This window comes from Promicromonospora sp. NPDC060271 (assembly GCF_042726755.1).
In the GTDB taxonomy this organism is placed as follows: Bacteria; Actinomycetota; Actinomycetes; order Actinomycetales; family Cellulomonadaceae; genus Promicromonospora.
The window spans coordinates 49,376-65,817 of sequence record NZ_JBHXBG010000002.1 but is presented as its reverse complement, the minus strand read 5'-3'; the positions used below and the strand labels follow the sequence as shown (position 1 = coordinate 65,817).

Sequence of the window (16,442 nt, the reverse complement as noted above, 5' to 3'; positions counted from 1 at the left end):
TTGTCAAACGCTCGCCGGACGTCCCCCCCCGGGCGGGTTTTTGAGTTTTTTCCCCCCTGATGTCCGCCCCGGGGGGGGGGGGTCAAAAACACTACGGGTCCGCCCCTTACCCTATACGCGGTAATGGCCCTCACTGGTTTGCGAACGACCGGATCGCATAATTCATCACCGCACGTCGAACGGCGTTCTTGATTACCCGAGAACCTGCGCGATCCGGCGCACCGCCTCGTGGAGCTGGTCCGGGGTGCTCGCCGCATAGCCGATCACCAGGCCCGATGGCCCGTCGCCCAGCCGGTACGCCGAGAGGGGCTGCACACGAACCCCCGCACTGCCCGCCCGCCGGACGACGGCGGCGTCGTCGATACCCGGCACCGTCACGAGCAGGTGCAGGCCGGCGGCCACCCCATGGGCCGTGCTGCCGGGCAGCTGGGTCGCGAGCGACGCGAGCAGGGCGTCGCGGCGGGCACGGTGCCGCCGTCGGACCTGGCGGAGGTGTCGCTCGAACCCGCCGGTCGTGATGAAGTGGGCCAGCGCGAGCTGGGACAGCGCCGGACCGGCGAGGTCGGACCAGTAGCGGGCCTCGACCAGCTCGGCCTGGAGCGCGGCAGGCGCGAGCAGCCAGCCGATCCGGATGGCCGGGGCGAGCGACTTGGACACGCTGCCGAGGTGGACCACATGGTCGGGCGCGAGCGCGCGCAGCGCGGGCACGGGCGGGCGGTCGTAGCGGTGCTCCGCGTCGTAGTCGTCCTCGATGACCAGCCGGCCAGGCAGGTCACCGAGGCCCGGCGGTGGTGCGGTGCGCGCCCAGGCGACCAGCTCCCGGCGTCGGTCCGGGGCGAGCACCACGCCGGTGGGGAACTGGTGCGCGGGAGTGACCACCACGGCGTCCACGCCGGTCCTGTCGAGCGCCGCGACGTCCAGGCCGTCCTGGTCGACGGCGACGGGAACGGGTTCCAGGTCCCACCGCCGCAGGTGCTCGCGGGCGCCGAAGGATCCCGGGTCCTCGAACCCGATCCGGTGCAGCCCGCGCGCACCGAGCGTCCGGGCGAGCAGCGTGAGGCCCTGCGAGACGCCGTTGACCACGAGGATGTCGTCCGGGTGCGCGCGGAGTCCCCTGGTGCGCGCGAGCCAGCCGGCCAGCGCCGTGCGGAGGGCCGGGAGTCCGCGCGGGTCGCCGTAGCCGAGCTCGCTCGACGCCAGCCCGGACAGGGCCGCGCGTTCCGCGCGGGCCCAGGCGGCGCGCGGGAAGGCGGAGAGGTCGGGCAGCCCTGGTGAGAGATCGATCAGGTCGGTCGCGGAGGCCGGCGGGCCGGTCGGCTCCGGTGGCATCGCGCCGGCGAGGCCCGACGGCGAGGCGGCGCGCCCGCCGGCACCGGCCGGCTCTGCTCCGGCGTCGGCGGGCGGTGTTCCGCGGACCGGCCGCGCCCTCGGGGCGGTCGTCGGGGCCGACGGGGCAGACGTCGGGGCCCAGGCCGCGCGGACCGTCGTACCGCCCCCGCGCCGGCCGGACAGCAGACCCTCGTCCGTGAGGCGGCGGTAGGCGTCGACCACCACGCCGCGTGAGCAGCCGAGCTGGTCGGCGAGCACACGCGTCGCGGGCAGCCGGTCGCCCGGGGCGAGCCGGCCGTCGGACACGGCGTCCCGCACCGTCTCGACCAGCCATGCGGTGAGGTTCCCGCGGCCGGCTTGCGCGGGATCGAGCTGGAGGAAGTCCGCCCCGGGCATCTTGGTCCCCTCGATCGAGGTCAGTTTGGCACTGTCAGATATACCAAAGTTCGAGCAGGCTCGCGGACATGACGACCAGGACGCCACCGGCCTTACGGGCTCCCGAGCCCATCCCTGCCGAATCCGGCCCCGAGCACCACACCCACCCGCACGTGAGGCAGTGGTCCGGGCCGCTGTACGCGGGTATCGGGATGGTGCTGGTCGGCAGCCAGGTCGCGGTCTCCGGCGTGCTCGCCGACGCCCCGCTGTTCGCCGTGCAGGCACTCCGGTACACGCTGGCCGCGGTGGTGCTGTTCCTGGTCCTGCGGTTCACCGGGCGCTCCGTCCCGGCACCGCGTGGCCGGGAGTGGGTGTGGCTCGCGGGTGTGGCGCTGACCGGGCTGGTGCTGTTCAACGTGGGGGTCGTGCGCGGCGTCGCACATGCCGAGCCCGCGGTGATCGGGGTCGCCGTCGCGGCGGTGCCCATCCTGCTCGCGCTGGTGGGGCCGCTGCTCGGGCAGACCCGGCCGACGCCGGCGGTGGTGGCCGCCGCGGTGGTGGTGACCCTCGGCGCCGTCCTGGTGACCGGCGGTGGGCGTACCGACGCCGCCGGACTGGGCTACGCGCTGCTGACCCTGGTCTGCGAGGCGGGGTTCACGCTGCTGGCGATCCCGGTGCTGCGCCGGCTCGGGCCGCACGGCGTCTCGCTCCACGCGGTGTGGATCGCGGCGGTGGCGCTGTGGGCGCTCAGCCTGGCGGCGGAGGGTCCGGGCGCCGTCGGGACCCTGCGGGCGGAGCACGTGCCCGCGATACTGCACCTCGCCCTGGGCGTCACCGTCGTCGCATTCCTCCTCTGGTACACGGCGGTCGGCCGGATGGGTCCGGGGCGCGCCGGGCTGTTCACCGGGATCGTGCCTGTCGCGTCGGCCGTCGGCGGGGTTCTGCTCGGCGGGCCCGTGCCCGGGCCGGTCGTGTGGCTGGGCGTCGCGGTCGTCGTGGCCGGCGTCGTGCTGGGGATGCGCCCCGGTCCCGTGCGGCCTTTGGAGGTCCGGACGCAGACCCCTGCGATGACCCGGGTCAGGGAGTCTGCGCGGCGGCGCTGATGACGTCCCGAGCCCCCTGCTTGACCAGTGCGAGTGCGACGCTCATGCCCAGATCTGCCGGGGTGAAGGCGCCCGAGTCCTCCGCGGTGGCCAGGGCGGTCTTCCCGTCGAGCGAGTAGACCGCACCGCTCAGGACCAGCTCATCATCGACATGCGTTGCGTAGCCGGCGATGGGGCTGTTGCAATGGCCCTGCAGCACGTGCAGGAACATTCGCTCAGCAGCGGCCTCGCGCCACGTCGCGGGGTCGTTGAGCGGGGCCAGCACCTCAAGGGTGGCGTCGTCGTCAGCACGGCACTGCAGAGCGAGAATGCCCGCCCCGACGGGCGGGAGCATGACCTCTGGCTCAAAGATCTCGGTGATCGCGTCGACGCGGCCGATCCGTTGCAGCCCACTGACAGCCAGGATTGCCGCGTCCACCTCACCGCCGGCGATCTTCTCCAACCGCTTGTTGGCATTGCCGCGGAACAGCACGAAGTCAAGGTCAGGGCGGACGGCGGCAAGCTGAGCCCGTCGACGCACCGAGGAAGTACCGATCTTGGCCCCGGCACGTAGCTCAGCCAACCGGAGCCCGGCCGGGCTGACGAGGCAGTCGCGCACGTCATCGCGCGCGAGGTAGCCCGCGATCGTCATGCCCGGCGGGAGCGGCTTCTCGCCGGGCATGTCCTTGAGGCAGTGCACGGCCACGTCCGCGGCTCCGGCGGCCAGGACGGCGTCGACCTCGCGGACGAAGTTCTCCTTGCCGCCCAAAGCGCTCAGGCTGCCGGTCCACCGGTCCGCGGTAGTCGTTACGGGGACGACCTCGACCTCCAGGTGCGGTGAGGTCTGGGCGAGGAGGCCGCGGACGCGCTCGACCTGGGCGCGCGCCATCGGCGACGACCGGGTCACGATCCGCAGGACGGGGGAAGACATGAGGCCTACGGTATCCGCGCCGGGGCCTTCTTCGCCGCGACAAGGAGCCCACTGGCCCACCCGATCGGAGTCGCGACCATGTCGGGTCGAGGCCAGGACCGCCAGAACTGCGCAACGCGCTCCGGATGGTCAGCGGGCCAGGTGTCCTGCGGCAACAGATCGTCCACGACATACAGCCCGCCTGGAGCAAGTAGATCGGCGAGCAGGTCGAGCTGCTCGAACTTGCCGGGTCTCCAGTCGACGAAGGCCAGGTCGAACAGGTCGCCCTCGTACTCCTGCAGCCACCGGCCGGCGTCGGCGCAGACGAACTGCACCCGTGCGTCGTCGGCGAACGTCACCGACGCGGCCGCGTGGACCCGTGGGTCGATGTCGATCGTCGTCAGATGAGCGCTCAGATCCATCCCGGACAGCATCCACGCGACACCGGCACCGACGCCGGTGCCGATCTCCAGGAACCTCCCGCCGGGCTTGGATGCCGCCAGGGTTGCCAGCAGCGAACCAGTGCGGTCCTCGCATGACATGTGGAACCCGAGCCGGTCGGCCGCATCCTCGACGGCAGCGAGCCGGCCCGGACGGGTCAGTGGCGCGTCGTTCATGATTTGGCTCCGTCGTGCAGGGACTGGGCGATCGACGCCGCTGCGAAGGTCAGGACGTGGTCAGCCCCCAGCCGGAACAGCATCCGGTGGTAGTCCAGAGCCACCTGGTCGGGTAGGTCACGTAGCGCAGCCCACTCGCCCGACGTCGAGTACGCCACCACTGGCACGGAAGTTTGGCCACCGAGCGCGCTCAGCGCATCGGTGTTGGTCATCACCGGCTGCAGCGTCAGTGTGTCGGCACCTTCGGCGAGCCACCGGTCTGCGCATGCCATCACATCGGGCACGAGCCGGGCCGGATCTATCTGCAGCCCGTGGCGACGGCCGGACGCCGGCTGGGTGCCCATCACGTTCCTGAACGGCCCGTACAAGGCAGTGTCTACTGCGATGTTCGGATTCACCGATACATCGCGCCAGCCATCGGAATCGAGCGCCCGGCGCACAATCCGGATCGAACCGTCGAGCATCGCTGTAGGAGAGACGACGTCGACCCCTGCGCGCGCGTGCAGCACAGCCATCTCGCCCATGAGCTCGTAGGTGCCGTAGAGGTCGATCCGCCCGTCCGAATCGCGCAGGACGCACTCGTGCGATGACGTCCAGGAGCATCCGCACACCTCGGTGGTGATCGCCAGGTCGGGCGCCGCCGCCTTGATCGTCTCGACCGCCAGGATCATGCGGTTCCTCGTGGCTCTTGCGCCCGAGGCATAGGCGTCGCGATCGTGCCCCGTCACGAACACCTTCACACCGCCAAGTCCCAGGTCTGCAAGGCGAAGCACCTCCTGCTCAAGCCCTGCCAGATCGACCTCGCCTGGGAGTGCGCCTGTCGCCTCGCCGTCGGGACGGACCAGGAGCGGCGCGGACAGTCGGCTGGGGGCGAGGTCTTCCCTGTCGTACAGGCGACGGATCGCGCCCCTTGCGCGCCCTGGGTTGACCCCGTCCGGCCTGTGCCAAGGCCTTGCTTCACGGTTCGCGGTCTCAAGCATCGGCGGTACTCCTCTGGCAGTGAGCGGACAGTCAGGTGAGAGACGTGGAGAGTGGACGGCGAAGTGACCGACGGCCATCCACCGTCCCGAACGCCAGGGAGCGCAGGACCGGGACGACGCCGTGGTCGTCGATGGTTCCGGTGACGTGGTCGGCTAGGGCTTTGAGAGCATCAGGCGCATGCGCCATCGCCACTCCGTGGGCGGCCCAGACGAGGGCTTCGGCGTCGTTCATGCCGTCGCCGACAGCGACCGTGAGTTCGGGCAGGACGCCGAGGTTGGCGCGGATCTTCTCGAGCGCGGAGGCCTTGGACCTGCCTGCTGGAGTCACATCGAGCCACCCGTCACCAACGCGGTTGACGGTCACTCGCAGGGCACGGAGCCCGTCCACGATCGAGTGGACGTCGTCGGCCTGCACGATCACCCGGGCAGAAGACAGCTGCCCGATCGCGTCCCGGTCCACGATGCGTTGTGTGCCATTGATCTGGTCGGGCTCGAACTGCTGGTTCACCCAGTAGCCGACGCCGGTCTCCTCCACGCCGATCCGGGCCCCAGGCAGCAGCCTCAACGCGAGATCGATCACCGGGCCGACGTCGAAGCGCAGCACATGTTCCAGCACGAATCCAGCTGAGGCTCCTGGGGTCAACCGCGCCGTCACCGCGCCGTTCGAGGCCACCACTCGACCGTTCGTGATCCCGAGCTGGTGCGCCACCGGCAGCACGCCGACGAGCGACCGGCCCGAAGCCAGGATCACGTGGTGCCCCGCGGCTCGCGCCCGCTTCACCGCCTGCACGGTGACCTCGGGCACGGGCTCCCCGGTCCGCAGCAACGTCCCATCAATATCGAGCGCGACCATGTGCGCAAGCCCCATCCCATCCCCCTCGTGCGCTCGACAGGTTCTCGGCATCGAGTTGTCGCGCGGCTTGCTCTAGTGTCTAGAACCACGTGCTTATGTCTCACTCAGCTGCGCACTGGCCAGAACAGGGCACTTTTCAGCACCTCGCCGGAGCTATGCTGGTGTGGGTGTCCTGGCGTGCTCCGCTATCGACAGTAGAGCAAGAAGTAGAGCACGGCAAGACAAAGTAGAGCACTCGATGGAGGGAAGAGAGCGCGACATGGCCAAATCTGCGGGATACGCCGCGATCGCCGAGCACTTCCGGAATCTGATCCGCGACGGCGCCATGCGCCCTGGCGACAAGATGCCGACCGTGCGGAAGGTCATGGAGGAGTGGGAAGTCTCCAACGCCACCGCTGTCAGGGCCTACAAGGTCCTCAAGGAGGAAGGGCTGACTGCCGCAAGCACCGGCGCCGGGACCGTCGTCGCGAGCTACAGCAGCGACAACATCGCCGCTCGCGTCCGGACGCACGCGGCTACAGGCAAGGCGCTGGCGACCGGAGAGACGTCGGAAATTATGGAGGTCAGCACCGTCGGTGCCGACGAGGCCATAGCGGCGCGGCTGGGCGTCGAGCCCGGCTCACCGGTGCAAGTCCGACAGCGGCTCGTCAGGCGCGGCGGCTCACCAGTTCACCTGTCGTCGTCCTACTACCCGCCGTACGTCGTGGAGGCAGCACCAGAACTTGCAGAGCCGGTCTCCACGGGTGGCTCACGCGAACTGGCAGCCGAACGGCTCGGGGTGGCCCAAGGGCGCGTACTCGAAGAAGTAACCTCCCGGTTCGCCAGCGATTCCGAGCGGGCGGCCCTGGGGCTCACCGGCACGGTGATCGTGACCCAGGTGCTCCGGACTGTTTTCCTGACCGATGGACGAGTTGTGGAGGTCGCCGTCAAGGTCAGCCACGGCTCGACCGTGCTCAAGTGGTCGACACCGCTCGCCGACGGGTAGTCACGCCAGTACTGGCGATGCTCGTCCCATGACGTGGCGGACCCGGTCGCCACGTCCCACGCCAGGTCCGCGATCCGCTCGCTGCCCATACGACGTCAACGGCGACTGGATGGCGATGGCCCACACCCAGACAACGCCTTCCCGACCCCGGCTGCAGAACGCGCACCGGAGCAGCTGACTAGTCACGAGACCGTCGCCGCCAGAGTCTGAGTTCCGGCCCTTCCAGGCTTCCAATGCGCAGTTCCGACCGAGCGGCGACGAGAAACTCGGCAAGAGCAACTTCACGGTCTGCCTTGCCCTCTGCGTTCACCTTTACCGCCAGGATGGCCCTCGTCTTCGCATGCAGAGCTGGTGAGTACAACTGGATGCGACTCAGCGCATTTTCGGTTGCCTCGTCTGCGGCCTCAATCGCACGCGAAAACCGCTCAACCTCAGCGTTCATCTCGACCCGGTCGTACACGGGGGACCCGTCTGCATCCGTCACGCTGCGGTCCGAGATCGCTTCTCTCATGGCCCAATCCTTCTCGTGAAGCGCGCGTGAAGCCGTCAAAAAATCGACCACCGCGTCGCGGAGATTCGCCGTACGCATCTCCCAACGCTTCTCCCTCGCCTCCACGTGGAAGTGCAACAAACTGAACAGGGCAGTACACACGGCACTGACGACACCTGCGGCAACGGCTGATGTGGCAACGACTTCAAGGTTCATGCGGAGACGGTAGCCCGCGTCAGTCGCGTGGCATTACCCTCGGCCGCAGGTGGCACTCCGCGGCTAGTCCTGGCCACCCGAACCGGCGGTCTGCGGGCGGCGGATGGGCACCACAGTTCGTAGGCTGGCAGGGCGACTGGCCGCAAACGTCACGATCGCGCCCACGAGATCATCTCCAAGCAGACCTCTTGGGCAGGTCGAAGAGGAGAGAGGCTGGTATAGCACCCGTAGCGGTCAGGCCTCGACCCGCCGCAGGTCTCGGCCCAGGAGACGCAGGGCGTCGAACCATGGGTCGGCGCCGGTCTCGGCGAGCGGCTCGCCAAAGACGCCGCGCGACCCGCCGGGCCGGCTCGCGATCTGCCGAGCGAAGTCGAGGACCAGCTCGATGACGTCGTCGGGCCGGTAGGTGTCGACGAGCGCCGTCGCGACGTCCCAGGCGTGGACCGCGGTGTCGAGCCCCTCCGGCCGACCGCGCGACCTTCGAGCGGGCGCTCACCGGGCTGGTCGAGTCGCTGGACGACCCTCGCGACCGCCGAGGGACCGGGTCGGCCTTGTCCGCCTCGCGACTTCGGTCGGCTGCACGGCCGCTGATCTCGCTTCGGTCGCTTGCCCTGAGATCAGTCAGTTGACTGACCGATCTCAGGGCAAGCGACCGAAGTCACGGAGGTTCCGGTGCACAGGACCGAACTCGCCGGAAAACCAGCTCACTCCTCGAAGCGGTAGCCCGCTCCCGGGTGGGTCAGGATGTGCCTCGGGTGCGACGGGTCCTTCTCCAGCTTGCGGCGTAGCTGCGCCGTGTAGACGCGCAGGTAGTTGGTCTCGGTCGAGTACGCGGGGCCCCAGACCTCGTGCAGCAGCAGCTTGCGGTCCACGAGCCGGCCGCGGTTGCGCACCAGCACCTCCAGCAGCGCCCACTCGGTAGGACTCAGCCGCACGTCGGACCCGTTGCGAGAGACCTGCCGTCGCGCCAGGTCGATCCGCAGCTCCCCCGCGACGACCACCGGCTCCTCCGGGTGGGCGGGTTCGGCCCGGCGGACGGCGGCGCGCAGCCGCGCGAGCAGCTCGTTCATCGCGAACGGCTTGGTCACGTAGTCGTCGGCGCCCGCGTCGAGGGCGTCCACCTTGTCGTCGCCGAGCTGCCGCGCGGACAGCACGACGATCGGCACCCGCGTCCAGCCGCGGATCCCCGCGATCACGTCGAGGCCCGGCATGTCGGGCAGCCCCAGGTCGAGCAGCACCACGTCCGGCCGGGCGGACGCCGCCGCGTCCAGTCCCGCCGCACCCGTCGGCGCGACCGTCACGTCCCAGCCGTGCGCCCGCAGGTTGATGGCCAGGGCGCGGGCGAGCGCGCCGTCGTCGTCCACCACGAGGACACGGTTGCCCGTCACCGCCCGTCCTCCCCCACCGTCCGGCACCTCCGTCACGGAACCATCCCATCATCCGGCGCCGGTTCGCGCGGCACGGTCAGTACCATCGTCAGGCCCCCGCCGGGGGTGTCCTCCGCCGCGATCCGGGCGCCGACGGCGTCCGCGAGCCCCGACGCGACCGCCAGCCCGAGGCCGAGGCCGTCGACGCTCGTGTCGTCGAGCCGCTGGAAGGGTTCGAACATGGTGGCCTTGCGGGCGTCGGGCACGCCGGGCCCGGTGTCGGCGATCCGCAGCTCCACGGCCGCGCGCGTCGCGGACGCCGTGAACAGCACCTTCGTCCCGGGCGGGGAGTGCCGGACCGCGTTGGAGACCACGTTCGCCACCACCCGCTCGAACAGGCCGGGGTCCGTGTGCACGAGCGGGAGGTCCTCCGGCACGTCGAGCGCGAGGTCGGAGAGCCACGGCTCGACGGCGATCGGCACCACCTCCTCCAGCGACGCGGCGCGCAGCACCGGCCGGACGGCGCCGGTCTGCAGTCGCGACAGGTCCAGCAGGTTGCCGATGAGCCGCTCCAGCCGGTAGGTCGAGTCCGCGATGGTGGCCGTCAGGACGTCCCGGTCCTCGCGGTCGAGCTCGACGTCGGGCGAGGCGAGACCGTCCACCGCCGTGCGGATCACCGCGAGCGGGGTGCGCAGGTCGTGCGAGACGGCTGCGAGCAGCGCGGTGCGGGTGCTCTCGGTCCGCTCCAGCACCTCCGCCTGGGCTGCCTGCTCCCGCAGCCGCCGGTGCTCCAGCACGATGCCGGCCTGTGCGCCGAACGCCTCGACGACCTGCCGGTCGCTCGCCGGGAGGACGCGGCCCGCGAGGACGAGCCGGTGCCTGTCGTCGATCGCCACCTCGGTGACGGACCCGTCGTCCGTGGCACCGGACCCGCCGGACCCTGCGTCGGAGCCGGCGCCCGACCCCTCCTCGGCGGTCGCCCACGTCTCGTGGGCCACCACCGTCCACGGCGCGCGGTCGTCGGCGCGTTCCTCGAGCCGCACCTCGGCCATCGCGAACGTCTGGGCGAGGCGTTCCACTATCGCCTGCGCCGTGTCCTGCCCCGAGAGCACCGAACGCGACAGCGCCGCGAGCGTCGACGCCTCGGCCCGCGCCCGGTACGCCTGGGTGGAGCGCCGCGCCGCGAGGTCGACCACCGAGGCGACCGCGACGGCGACCACCACGAACACGGCGAGGGCGAACACGTTCTCGGCCTCGGCGATCGTCCAGAAGCCCACCGGAGGTGTGAAGAACCAGTTCAGGCACAGGTTCGACACGACGGCTGCCACGACCGCAGGCCACAGCCCGCCGATCAGCGCGACCCCGACGACACCCGCCAGGAGCACCATCGCGTCGGTCGCGAGGGCCACGTCGTTCCGGCCGATCAGCAGCAGCACCCCCGTCAGGGCCGCCGGCAGCACCAGGGACGATCCCCAGCCCGCCGCCCGGCGCCTCGGGGACAGCGACGAGTACCGGGACCCGACGCCCGTCCCGACATGGGCCCGTTCGTGCGTCACCAGGTGCACGTCGATGGCGCCCGACAGACGCGCGATCTCCGCGCTGGAGGACCCGAGCAGGGCCTGCCGCCACACGCTGTGCCTCGACACGCCCACCACGATCATCGTCGCGTTCACCCCACGCGCGAAGTCCACGACGGCGGTCGGCACGTCCTCCCCCACCACCGTGTGGAACACCCCGCCGAGCGACTCCGCGAGCGCGCGGTGCGCCGCGATGGTGGCCGACGGCGTCGACGGCAGGCCGTCGGTCGGCAGGACGTGCACCGCCAGCAGCTCGGTACCGGCCGCCCGCTGGGCGATCCGGGCCGCCCGGCGCAGCAGCGTCTCCGTCTCCGGGCCACCGGTGACGGCCACGACGATGCGCTCGCGGGCCGGCCACGTGCCGCCGATCGAGTGGTCGGCGCGGTACCTGGTCAGGGCGTCGTCGACGCGGTCGGCGAGCCAGAGCAGGGCGAGCTCGCGCAGCGCCGTCAGGTTGCCGACGCGGAAGAACGACGACATGGACGCGTCGATCTGCTCGGCCCGGTACACGTTGCCATGCGCGAGCCTGCGCCGTAGCTGCTCGGGCGAGAGGTCCACGAGCTGGATCTGGTCGGCCTCGCGCACCACCTTGTCCGGCACCGTCTCGCGCTGCCGGACGCCGGTGATGGCCTCGACGTCGTCCGTCAGGGAGGCGAGGTGCTGCACGTTGACCGTCGTGACCACGTCGATGCCGGCGTCCAGCAGGTCGTGCACGTCCTGCCAGCGCTTGGGGTGCTTCGAGCCGGGGGCGTTCGTGTGCGCGAGCTCGTCCACCAGCGCCACCTCGGGCGCCCGCTCCAGCACGGCTGGGACGTCGAGCTCGGTGAGCGTCGTGCCCCGGTGCTCGACGAGCCGCCGCGGAAGCATCTCGAGGTCCCCCGTCCGCTCGACCGTCGCCGTCCGGCCGTGCGTCTCGACAAGGCCGATCACGACGTCGGTACCCCGTGCGCGGCGGCGGTGCGCCTCGTCGAGCATGGCGTAGGTCTTGCCCACGCCCGGGGCCGCCCCCAGATAGACGGTGAGGCGGCCCCGGCGTCCGGTGGTCATGGCCTCAGTGTGCGTCATCGAGGGCGAGGTTGAGCTCCAGCACGTTGACGCGCGGGTCGCCCAGCACGCCCAGGTCGCGCCCGGCGGTGTGCTCCGCCACCGCCCGCTCGACGTCGGCGACGGACAGGCCGCGCGCCCCCGCGACCCGAGCCACCTGGATCGCCGCGTACGCGGGACTGATGTGCGGGTCCAGGCCGGAGCCCGACGCCGTGACGGCGTCGGCCGGGACGTCCGCCGGGTCCACACCTTCCAGGGCCGCCACCGCGGCCTTGCGCTCCTCGATCGTCGCGACCAGGTCGGGGTTGAGGGGACCCAGGTTGGACCCGCCCGAGGCGAGGGTGTCGTACCCGTCCCCGGCCGCGGACGGGCGGGGGTGGAAGTACTCGGGACCCGTGAAGCCCTGTGCGACGAGCGCGGAGCCAACGGCGTCGGAGCGCGAGGTGGTCGGGGCGCCGTCGGACCGGACGAGCGAACCGTTCGCCTGCCAGGGGAAGGCCACCTGCCCGACGGCGGTCATCGCGAGCGGGTACGCCAGCCCGGTGACGAGAGTGAGGACGAGCAGCATGCGCAGCCCGGCCAGCGAGTGCCGGGTCAGCGTCGCGAGGTCGCTCGCCACTGTTGTCGTTGCCATCTGAGTTCCTCTGTGTTTCTTGGCTTCTGTGTTTCTGGGCTTCGAGATCGGGGTCCGGGCTACAGGCCCGGGAGCAGCGAGACGACCAGGTCGATGAGCTTGATCCCGATGAACGGGGCCACCAGCCCGCCGAGGCCGTAGACCAGCAGGTTCCGCGTCAGCAGTGACGACGCGGACGCCGGCCGGTACCGCACCCCGCGCAGCGAGAGCGGGATCAGCGCGAGGATGACCAGCGCGTTGAAGATGACGGCCGACAGGATCGCCGAGCCTGGGCTCGCCAACCGCATGATGTTCAGCACCTCGAGCTGCGGGAACACCGTCATGAACATGGCGGGCAGGATCGCGAAGTACTTCGCGACGTCGTTCGCCACGGAGAACGTCGTCAGGGCGCCGCGCGTGATGAGGAGCTGCTTGCCGATCTCCACGATCTCGATGAGCTTGGTGGGGTCGGAGTCGAGGTCCACCATGTTGCCCGCCTCCTTGGCGGCGGACGTCCCGGTGTTCATCGCGACGCCGACGTCGGACTGGGCCAGCGCCGGGGCGTCGTTCGTGCCGTCGCCGGCCATGGCGACCAGCCGGCCGCCCTCCTGCTCGCGGCGGATCAGGTCGAGCTTGTCCTCGGGGGTTGCCTCCGCCAGCACGTCGTCCACGCCGGCCTCCTCCGCGATCGCCCGGGCCGTCACCTGGTTGTCGCCCGTGACCATGACGGAGCGGATGCCCATGGCGCGCAGCTCGTCGAACCGCTCGCGCATGCCCTCCTTGACCACGTCCTTCAGCCGGACGACGCCGAGCACCCGCGCGGGCGCGTCGCCCACCTGCTCCGCGACGACCAGCGGCGTGCCGCCCGTCCGGGAGACGGCGTCGACGTGCCCCTCCAGCTCCGCGGTCTCCTGCGCGGAGACCTGCGCACCGGTGCTCTGCACCCAACGCTGGACAGCGCTGGCGGCCCCCTTCCGGATGCGGCGCACCGACGTGTCAGACGCAGGGGTCACCCCGGTGACCTGTGGGTCTGACACGGGGAGGTCCACCCCCGACATCCGCGTCTGCGCCGTGAACGGCACCCACTCCACCCCGTCCGTTGAGTGCTGGATATTCGCCCCGTCAGACCCCGTTCGGGGGGCGAAGATCCCGCACTCAGCGGAGGGGTGGCTTGCGTCCACCAGCTCGACGATGCTCCGGCCCTCCGGCGTCTCGTCCGCGAGGGAGGCCAGCCGAGCCGCTGCCGCCAGCTCCTTCGGCGTCACCTCGCCGACCGACAGCACCTCGGTCGCCCGCCGGTTGCCGTAGGTGATGGTGCCGGTCTTGTCGAGCAGCAGCACGTCGACGTCGCCCGCCGCCTCGACCGCGCGGCCCGACATCGCCAGCACGTTGCGCTGCACCAGCCGGTCCATGCCCGCGATGCCGATGGCGCTCAGCAGCGCGCCGATCGTCGTCGGGATCAGGCAGACCAGCAGCGCCACCAGGACAAGCAGCGCCTGCCGCGAGCCCGAGTACACCGCCAACGGCTGCAGCGTGGCGACCGCCAGCAGGAACACGATGGTCAGCGACGTGAGCAGGATGTTGAGCGCCACCTCGTTCGGCGTCTTCTGGCGCTCGCTGCCCTCGACGAGCGCGATCATCCGGTCCACGAACGTGGACCCGGCGGGCGCCGTGATCCGCACGACGACCTGGTCGGACAGCACCACGGTGCCGCCCGTGACCGCGCTGCGGTCACCGCCGGACTCGCGGATCACCGGTGCCGACTCGCCGGTGATCGCCGACTCGTCCACGGACGCGACACCCTCGATGACGTCGCCGTCGCCCGGGATCGTCTCGCCCGCCGCGACCACCACGACGTCGCCCACCTGGAGGGTCGAGGACGGCACCTCGACCGCCGGCAACAGGTCCAGCCCGGTGCGGGTGGCCAGGGTCTCCGGCGAGGCGTCGACCTTGCGCGCCGTCGTCTGCTTCTGCGTGGCGCGCAGCGTGGAGGCCTGTGCCTTGCCGCGGGACTCGGCGATGGACTCCGCGAGGGTCGCGAAGAGCACCGTCGCCCACAGCCACACCGTGATCCACCAGGCGAAGACGCCCGGCTCGATGATCGCCAGCACGGTGGTCACGAACGCGCCCACCTCGACGACGAACATGACCGGCGAGGTGTACAGGACGCGCGGGTCGAGCTTGCGCACCGCCCCCGGGAACGAGGCGCGTACCTGTGCCCAGGTCAGGGCACGAGGTGTCGTGCGCTTCGAGTGGTGCCGGCTCTCCGCGTCGGTCACGGGCTCGTGGATGGGGACGTCCGGGAGGTTCCGGGTGTCGATGGTCATGACAGGGACTCCACAACGGGACCGAGGGAAAGAACAGGGATGAACGTGAGCCCCACGACGACGATCGCGACCGTGGCCACCAGGCCGACGAACAGCGGGCGGTGCGTCGGCAGGGTGCCCGCCGTCGCGGGGACCGCCGTCTGGCTCGCGAGGCGGCCGGCCAGCGCCAGCACCAGCGCGATCGGGACGAACCGGCCGGCGAGCATCGCCAGGCCCATCGTCACCTCGTAGAACGGGGTGCCGGTGGTCAGGCCGCCGAAGGCCGAGCCGTTGTTGTTCGCGGCCGAGGCGTACGCGTACAGCACCTCGGACAGGCCGTGCGGGCCGGACTCCTGGATACCTGCCAGGCCCGGTTCGACGACGACGGCGACCGCCGTGCCGACGAGCACCAGGGCGGGCACCGTCAGCACGTACAGCGCGACGAGCGTCATCTCCTGGCGGCCGATCTTCTTGCCCAGGTACTCGGGCGTGCGACCCACCATGAGGCCCGCGATGAACACCGCGACCACCGCGAGGATCAGCATCCCGTACAGGCCGGCTCCGGCCCCGCCCGGGGCGACCTCCCCCAGCAGCATGTTGAACAGCACCAGGCCACCGCCCGGCGCCGTGAACGAGTCGTGCATCGAGTTGACCGCACCCGTCGACGTCGCCGTCGTCGCGACCGCGAACAGCGCACTTCCGGCGAGCCCGAACCGGGTCTCCTTGCCCTCCATGGCGGCGCCGGCCGCGTGCGGGGCAGCACCGGGGCCTGCCAGCTCCGCCCAGGTGGTCAGCACCAGCGACGCCAGGAACAGCGCGCCCATGGCACCGAGGACCGCCCAGCCCTGGCGCTTGTCGCCGACCATGATGCCGAACGCGCGCGGCAGCGTGAACGGGACGAGCAGGATCAGGAAGATCTCGAGGATGTTCGTGAACGGCGTCGGGTTCTCCAGCGGGTGGGACGAGTTCGCGTTGAACGGGCCGCCGCCGTTGTTGCCGAGCTCCTTGATGGCCTCCTGCGAGGCGATCGGGCCACCGAGCGCGTGCTGGGTGCCGCCCTCGACCGTGGTGAGCGCGGTGTGCGGGTCCAGGTTCTGGATCACGCCGCCGACCATGAGGACGATCGCGGCCAGCACGGAGATCGGGAGCAGCACCCGGGTCACGCCGCGGGTCAGGTCGCGCCAGAAGTTGCCGACACGGGCGTCGGTCCCGGAGCGGGCGAAGCCGCGCACCAGCGCGATCGCCACCGCCATGCCGACCGCCGCCGAGACGAAGTTCTGCACGGCCAGCCCGGCCATCTGCACCAGGTGTCCGGCCGCTGCCTCACCCGAGTACCACTGCCAGTTGGTGTTGGTGGTGAAGCTGACGGCGGTGTTCCACGCACCCGCCGGGTCGAACCCGGAGAAGCCGAGGCTCCACGGCAGGAACTCCTGCAGCCGCAGCATCCCGTACAGGAAGAGGACGGAGACCAGCGAGAAGCCGAGCAGGGACATCAGGTAGGTGGTCCAGCGCTGCTCGGCGTCCGGGTCGACGCGGACGGCGCGGTACCAGAGACGCTCGATCCGCAGGTGCTTCGGGCTGGTGTAGCTGCGCGCCAGGTACGCGCCGAACGGCGCGTGCACCGCGGCGAGGGCGGCGAGCAGCACGAGGATCTGCGCCGCTGCCGGCAGAGCTGAGTTGAGGACTGCGGTGCTCACC

The 16,442-nt window shown here is 71.0% G+C and carries 13 protein-coding genes; 2 read left to right on the top strand and 11 right to left on the bottom strand.

Annotated elements, in window-relative coordinates:
• Positions 1–192: 192 nt before the first annotated feature.
• Positions 193–1,725 (bottom strand): PLP-dependent aminotransferase family protein, encoded by a 1,533-nt coding sequence (locus ACFWE2_RS00715; protein WP_377222278.1) that lies wholly within the window; start codon positions 1,723–1,725, stop codon positions 193–195.
• Between the two features lie 152 nt (positions 1,726–1,877).
• Between ACFWE2_RS00715 and ACFWE2_RS00710 the strand changes: the two genes are divergently transcribed.
• A complete protein-coding gene (locus ACFWE2_RS00710) occupies positions 1,878–2,807 on the top strand; it encodes a DMT family transporter (RefSeq protein ID WP_377222277.1) in 930 nt (309 codons plus the stop codon).
• On the opposite strand, the gene hemC is transcribed toward ACFWE2_RS00710, so the two are convergent.
• Genes hemC through ACFWE2_RS00690 form a run of 4 tightly spaced genes read right to left on the bottom strand, consistent with a single transcriptional unit; the run spans position 2,782 to position 6,146 of the window.
• Positions 2,782–3,717, bottom strand: a complete 936-nt coding sequence (gene hemC / locus ACFWE2_RS00705) for a hydroxymethylbilane synthase (RefSeq protein ID WP_377222276.1) — start codon at positions 3,715–3,717, stop codon at positions 2,782–2,784. The two genes, ACFWE2_RS00710 and hemC, sit on opposite strands and share 26 nt — an antisense overlap.
• Positions 3,718–3,722: 5 nt before the next feature.
• Positions 3,723–4,313, bottom strand: a complete 591-nt coding sequence (locus ACFWE2_RS00700) for an O-methyltransferase (protein ID WP_377222275.1) — start codon at positions 4,311–4,313, stop codon at positions 3,723–3,725.
• Positions 4,310–5,293 (bottom strand): hypothetical protein, encoded by a 984-nt coding sequence (locus ACFWE2_RS00695; RefSeq protein ID WP_377222274.1) that lies wholly within the window; start codon positions 5,291–5,293, stop codon positions 4,310–4,312. Before ACFWE2_RS00695 ends, ACFWE2_RS00700 begins: the two co-directional genes overlap by 4 nt.
• A gap of 31 nt (positions 5,294–5,324) precedes the next feature.
• Positions 5,325–6,146 carry an HAD hydrolase family protein gene (locus ACFWE2_RS00690; protein WP_377222273.1) on the bottom strand — a complete coding sequence of 274 codons (822 nt, stop codon included), beginning with the start codon at positions 6,144–6,146 and terminating at the stop codon, positions 5,325–5,327.
• A gap of 238 nt (positions 6,147–6,384) precedes the next feature.
• Between ACFWE2_RS00690 and ACFWE2_RS00685 the strand changes: the two genes are divergently transcribed.
• A complete protein-coding gene (locus ACFWE2_RS00685; RefSeq protein WP_377222272.1) occupies positions 6,385–7,131 on the top strand; it encodes a GntR family transcriptional regulator in 747 nt (248 codons plus the stop codon).
• Positions 7,132–7,309: 178 nt separating this feature from the next.
• On the opposite strand, the gene ACFWE2_RS00680 is transcribed toward ACFWE2_RS00685, so the two are convergent.
• The 6 genes from ACFWE2_RS00680 to kdpA all read right to left on the bottom strand — a co-directional run bounded on the left by ACFWE2_RS00680 (position 7,310) and on the right by kdpA (position 16,441).
• Positions 7,310–7,837, bottom strand: coding sequence for a hypothetical protein (locus ACFWE2_RS00680; RefSeq protein ID WP_377222271.1), 528 nt, complete (start codon positions 7,835–7,837; stop codon positions 7,310–7,312).
• A gap of 704 nt (positions 7,838–8,541) precedes the next feature.
• Positions 8,542–9,225 carry a response regulator gene (locus tag ACFWE2_RS00675; RefSeq protein ID WP_377222270.1) on the bottom strand — a complete coding sequence of 228 codons (684 nt, stop codon included), beginning with the start codon at positions 9,223–9,225 and terminating at the stop codon, positions 8,542–8,544.
• Between the two features lie 32 nt (positions 9,226–9,257).
• A complete protein-coding gene (locus tag ACFWE2_RS00670; protein WP_377222269.1) occupies positions 9,258–11,828 on the bottom strand; it encodes a DUF4118 domain-containing protein in 2,571 nt (856 codons plus the stop codon).
• 4 nt (positions 11,829–11,832) lie between these two features.
• Positions 11,833–12,459, bottom strand: coding sequence for a potassium-transporting ATPase subunit KdpC (kdpC, locus tag ACFWE2_RS00665; RefSeq protein ID WP_377222268.1), 627 nt, complete (start codon positions 12,457–12,459; stop codon positions 11,833–11,835).
• Positions 12,460–12,518: 59 nt separating this feature from the next.
• Positions 12,519–14,765 (bottom strand): potassium-transporting ATPase subunit KdpB, encoded by a 2,247-nt coding sequence (kdpB, locus tag ACFWE2_RS00660; RefSeq protein WP_377222267.1) that lies wholly within the window; start codon positions 14,763–14,765, stop codon positions 12,519–12,521.
• Entirely contained in the window at positions 14,762–16,441 is a 1,680-nt protein-coding gene (kdpA, locus tag ACFWE2_RS00655; RefSeq protein WP_377222266.1) for a potassium-transporting ATPase subunit KdpA, read from the bottom strand. The genes kdpB and kdpA overlap by 4 nt, the downstream gene beginning before the upstream one ends.
• Between the last annotated feature and the right edge of the window lies 1 nt (position 16,442).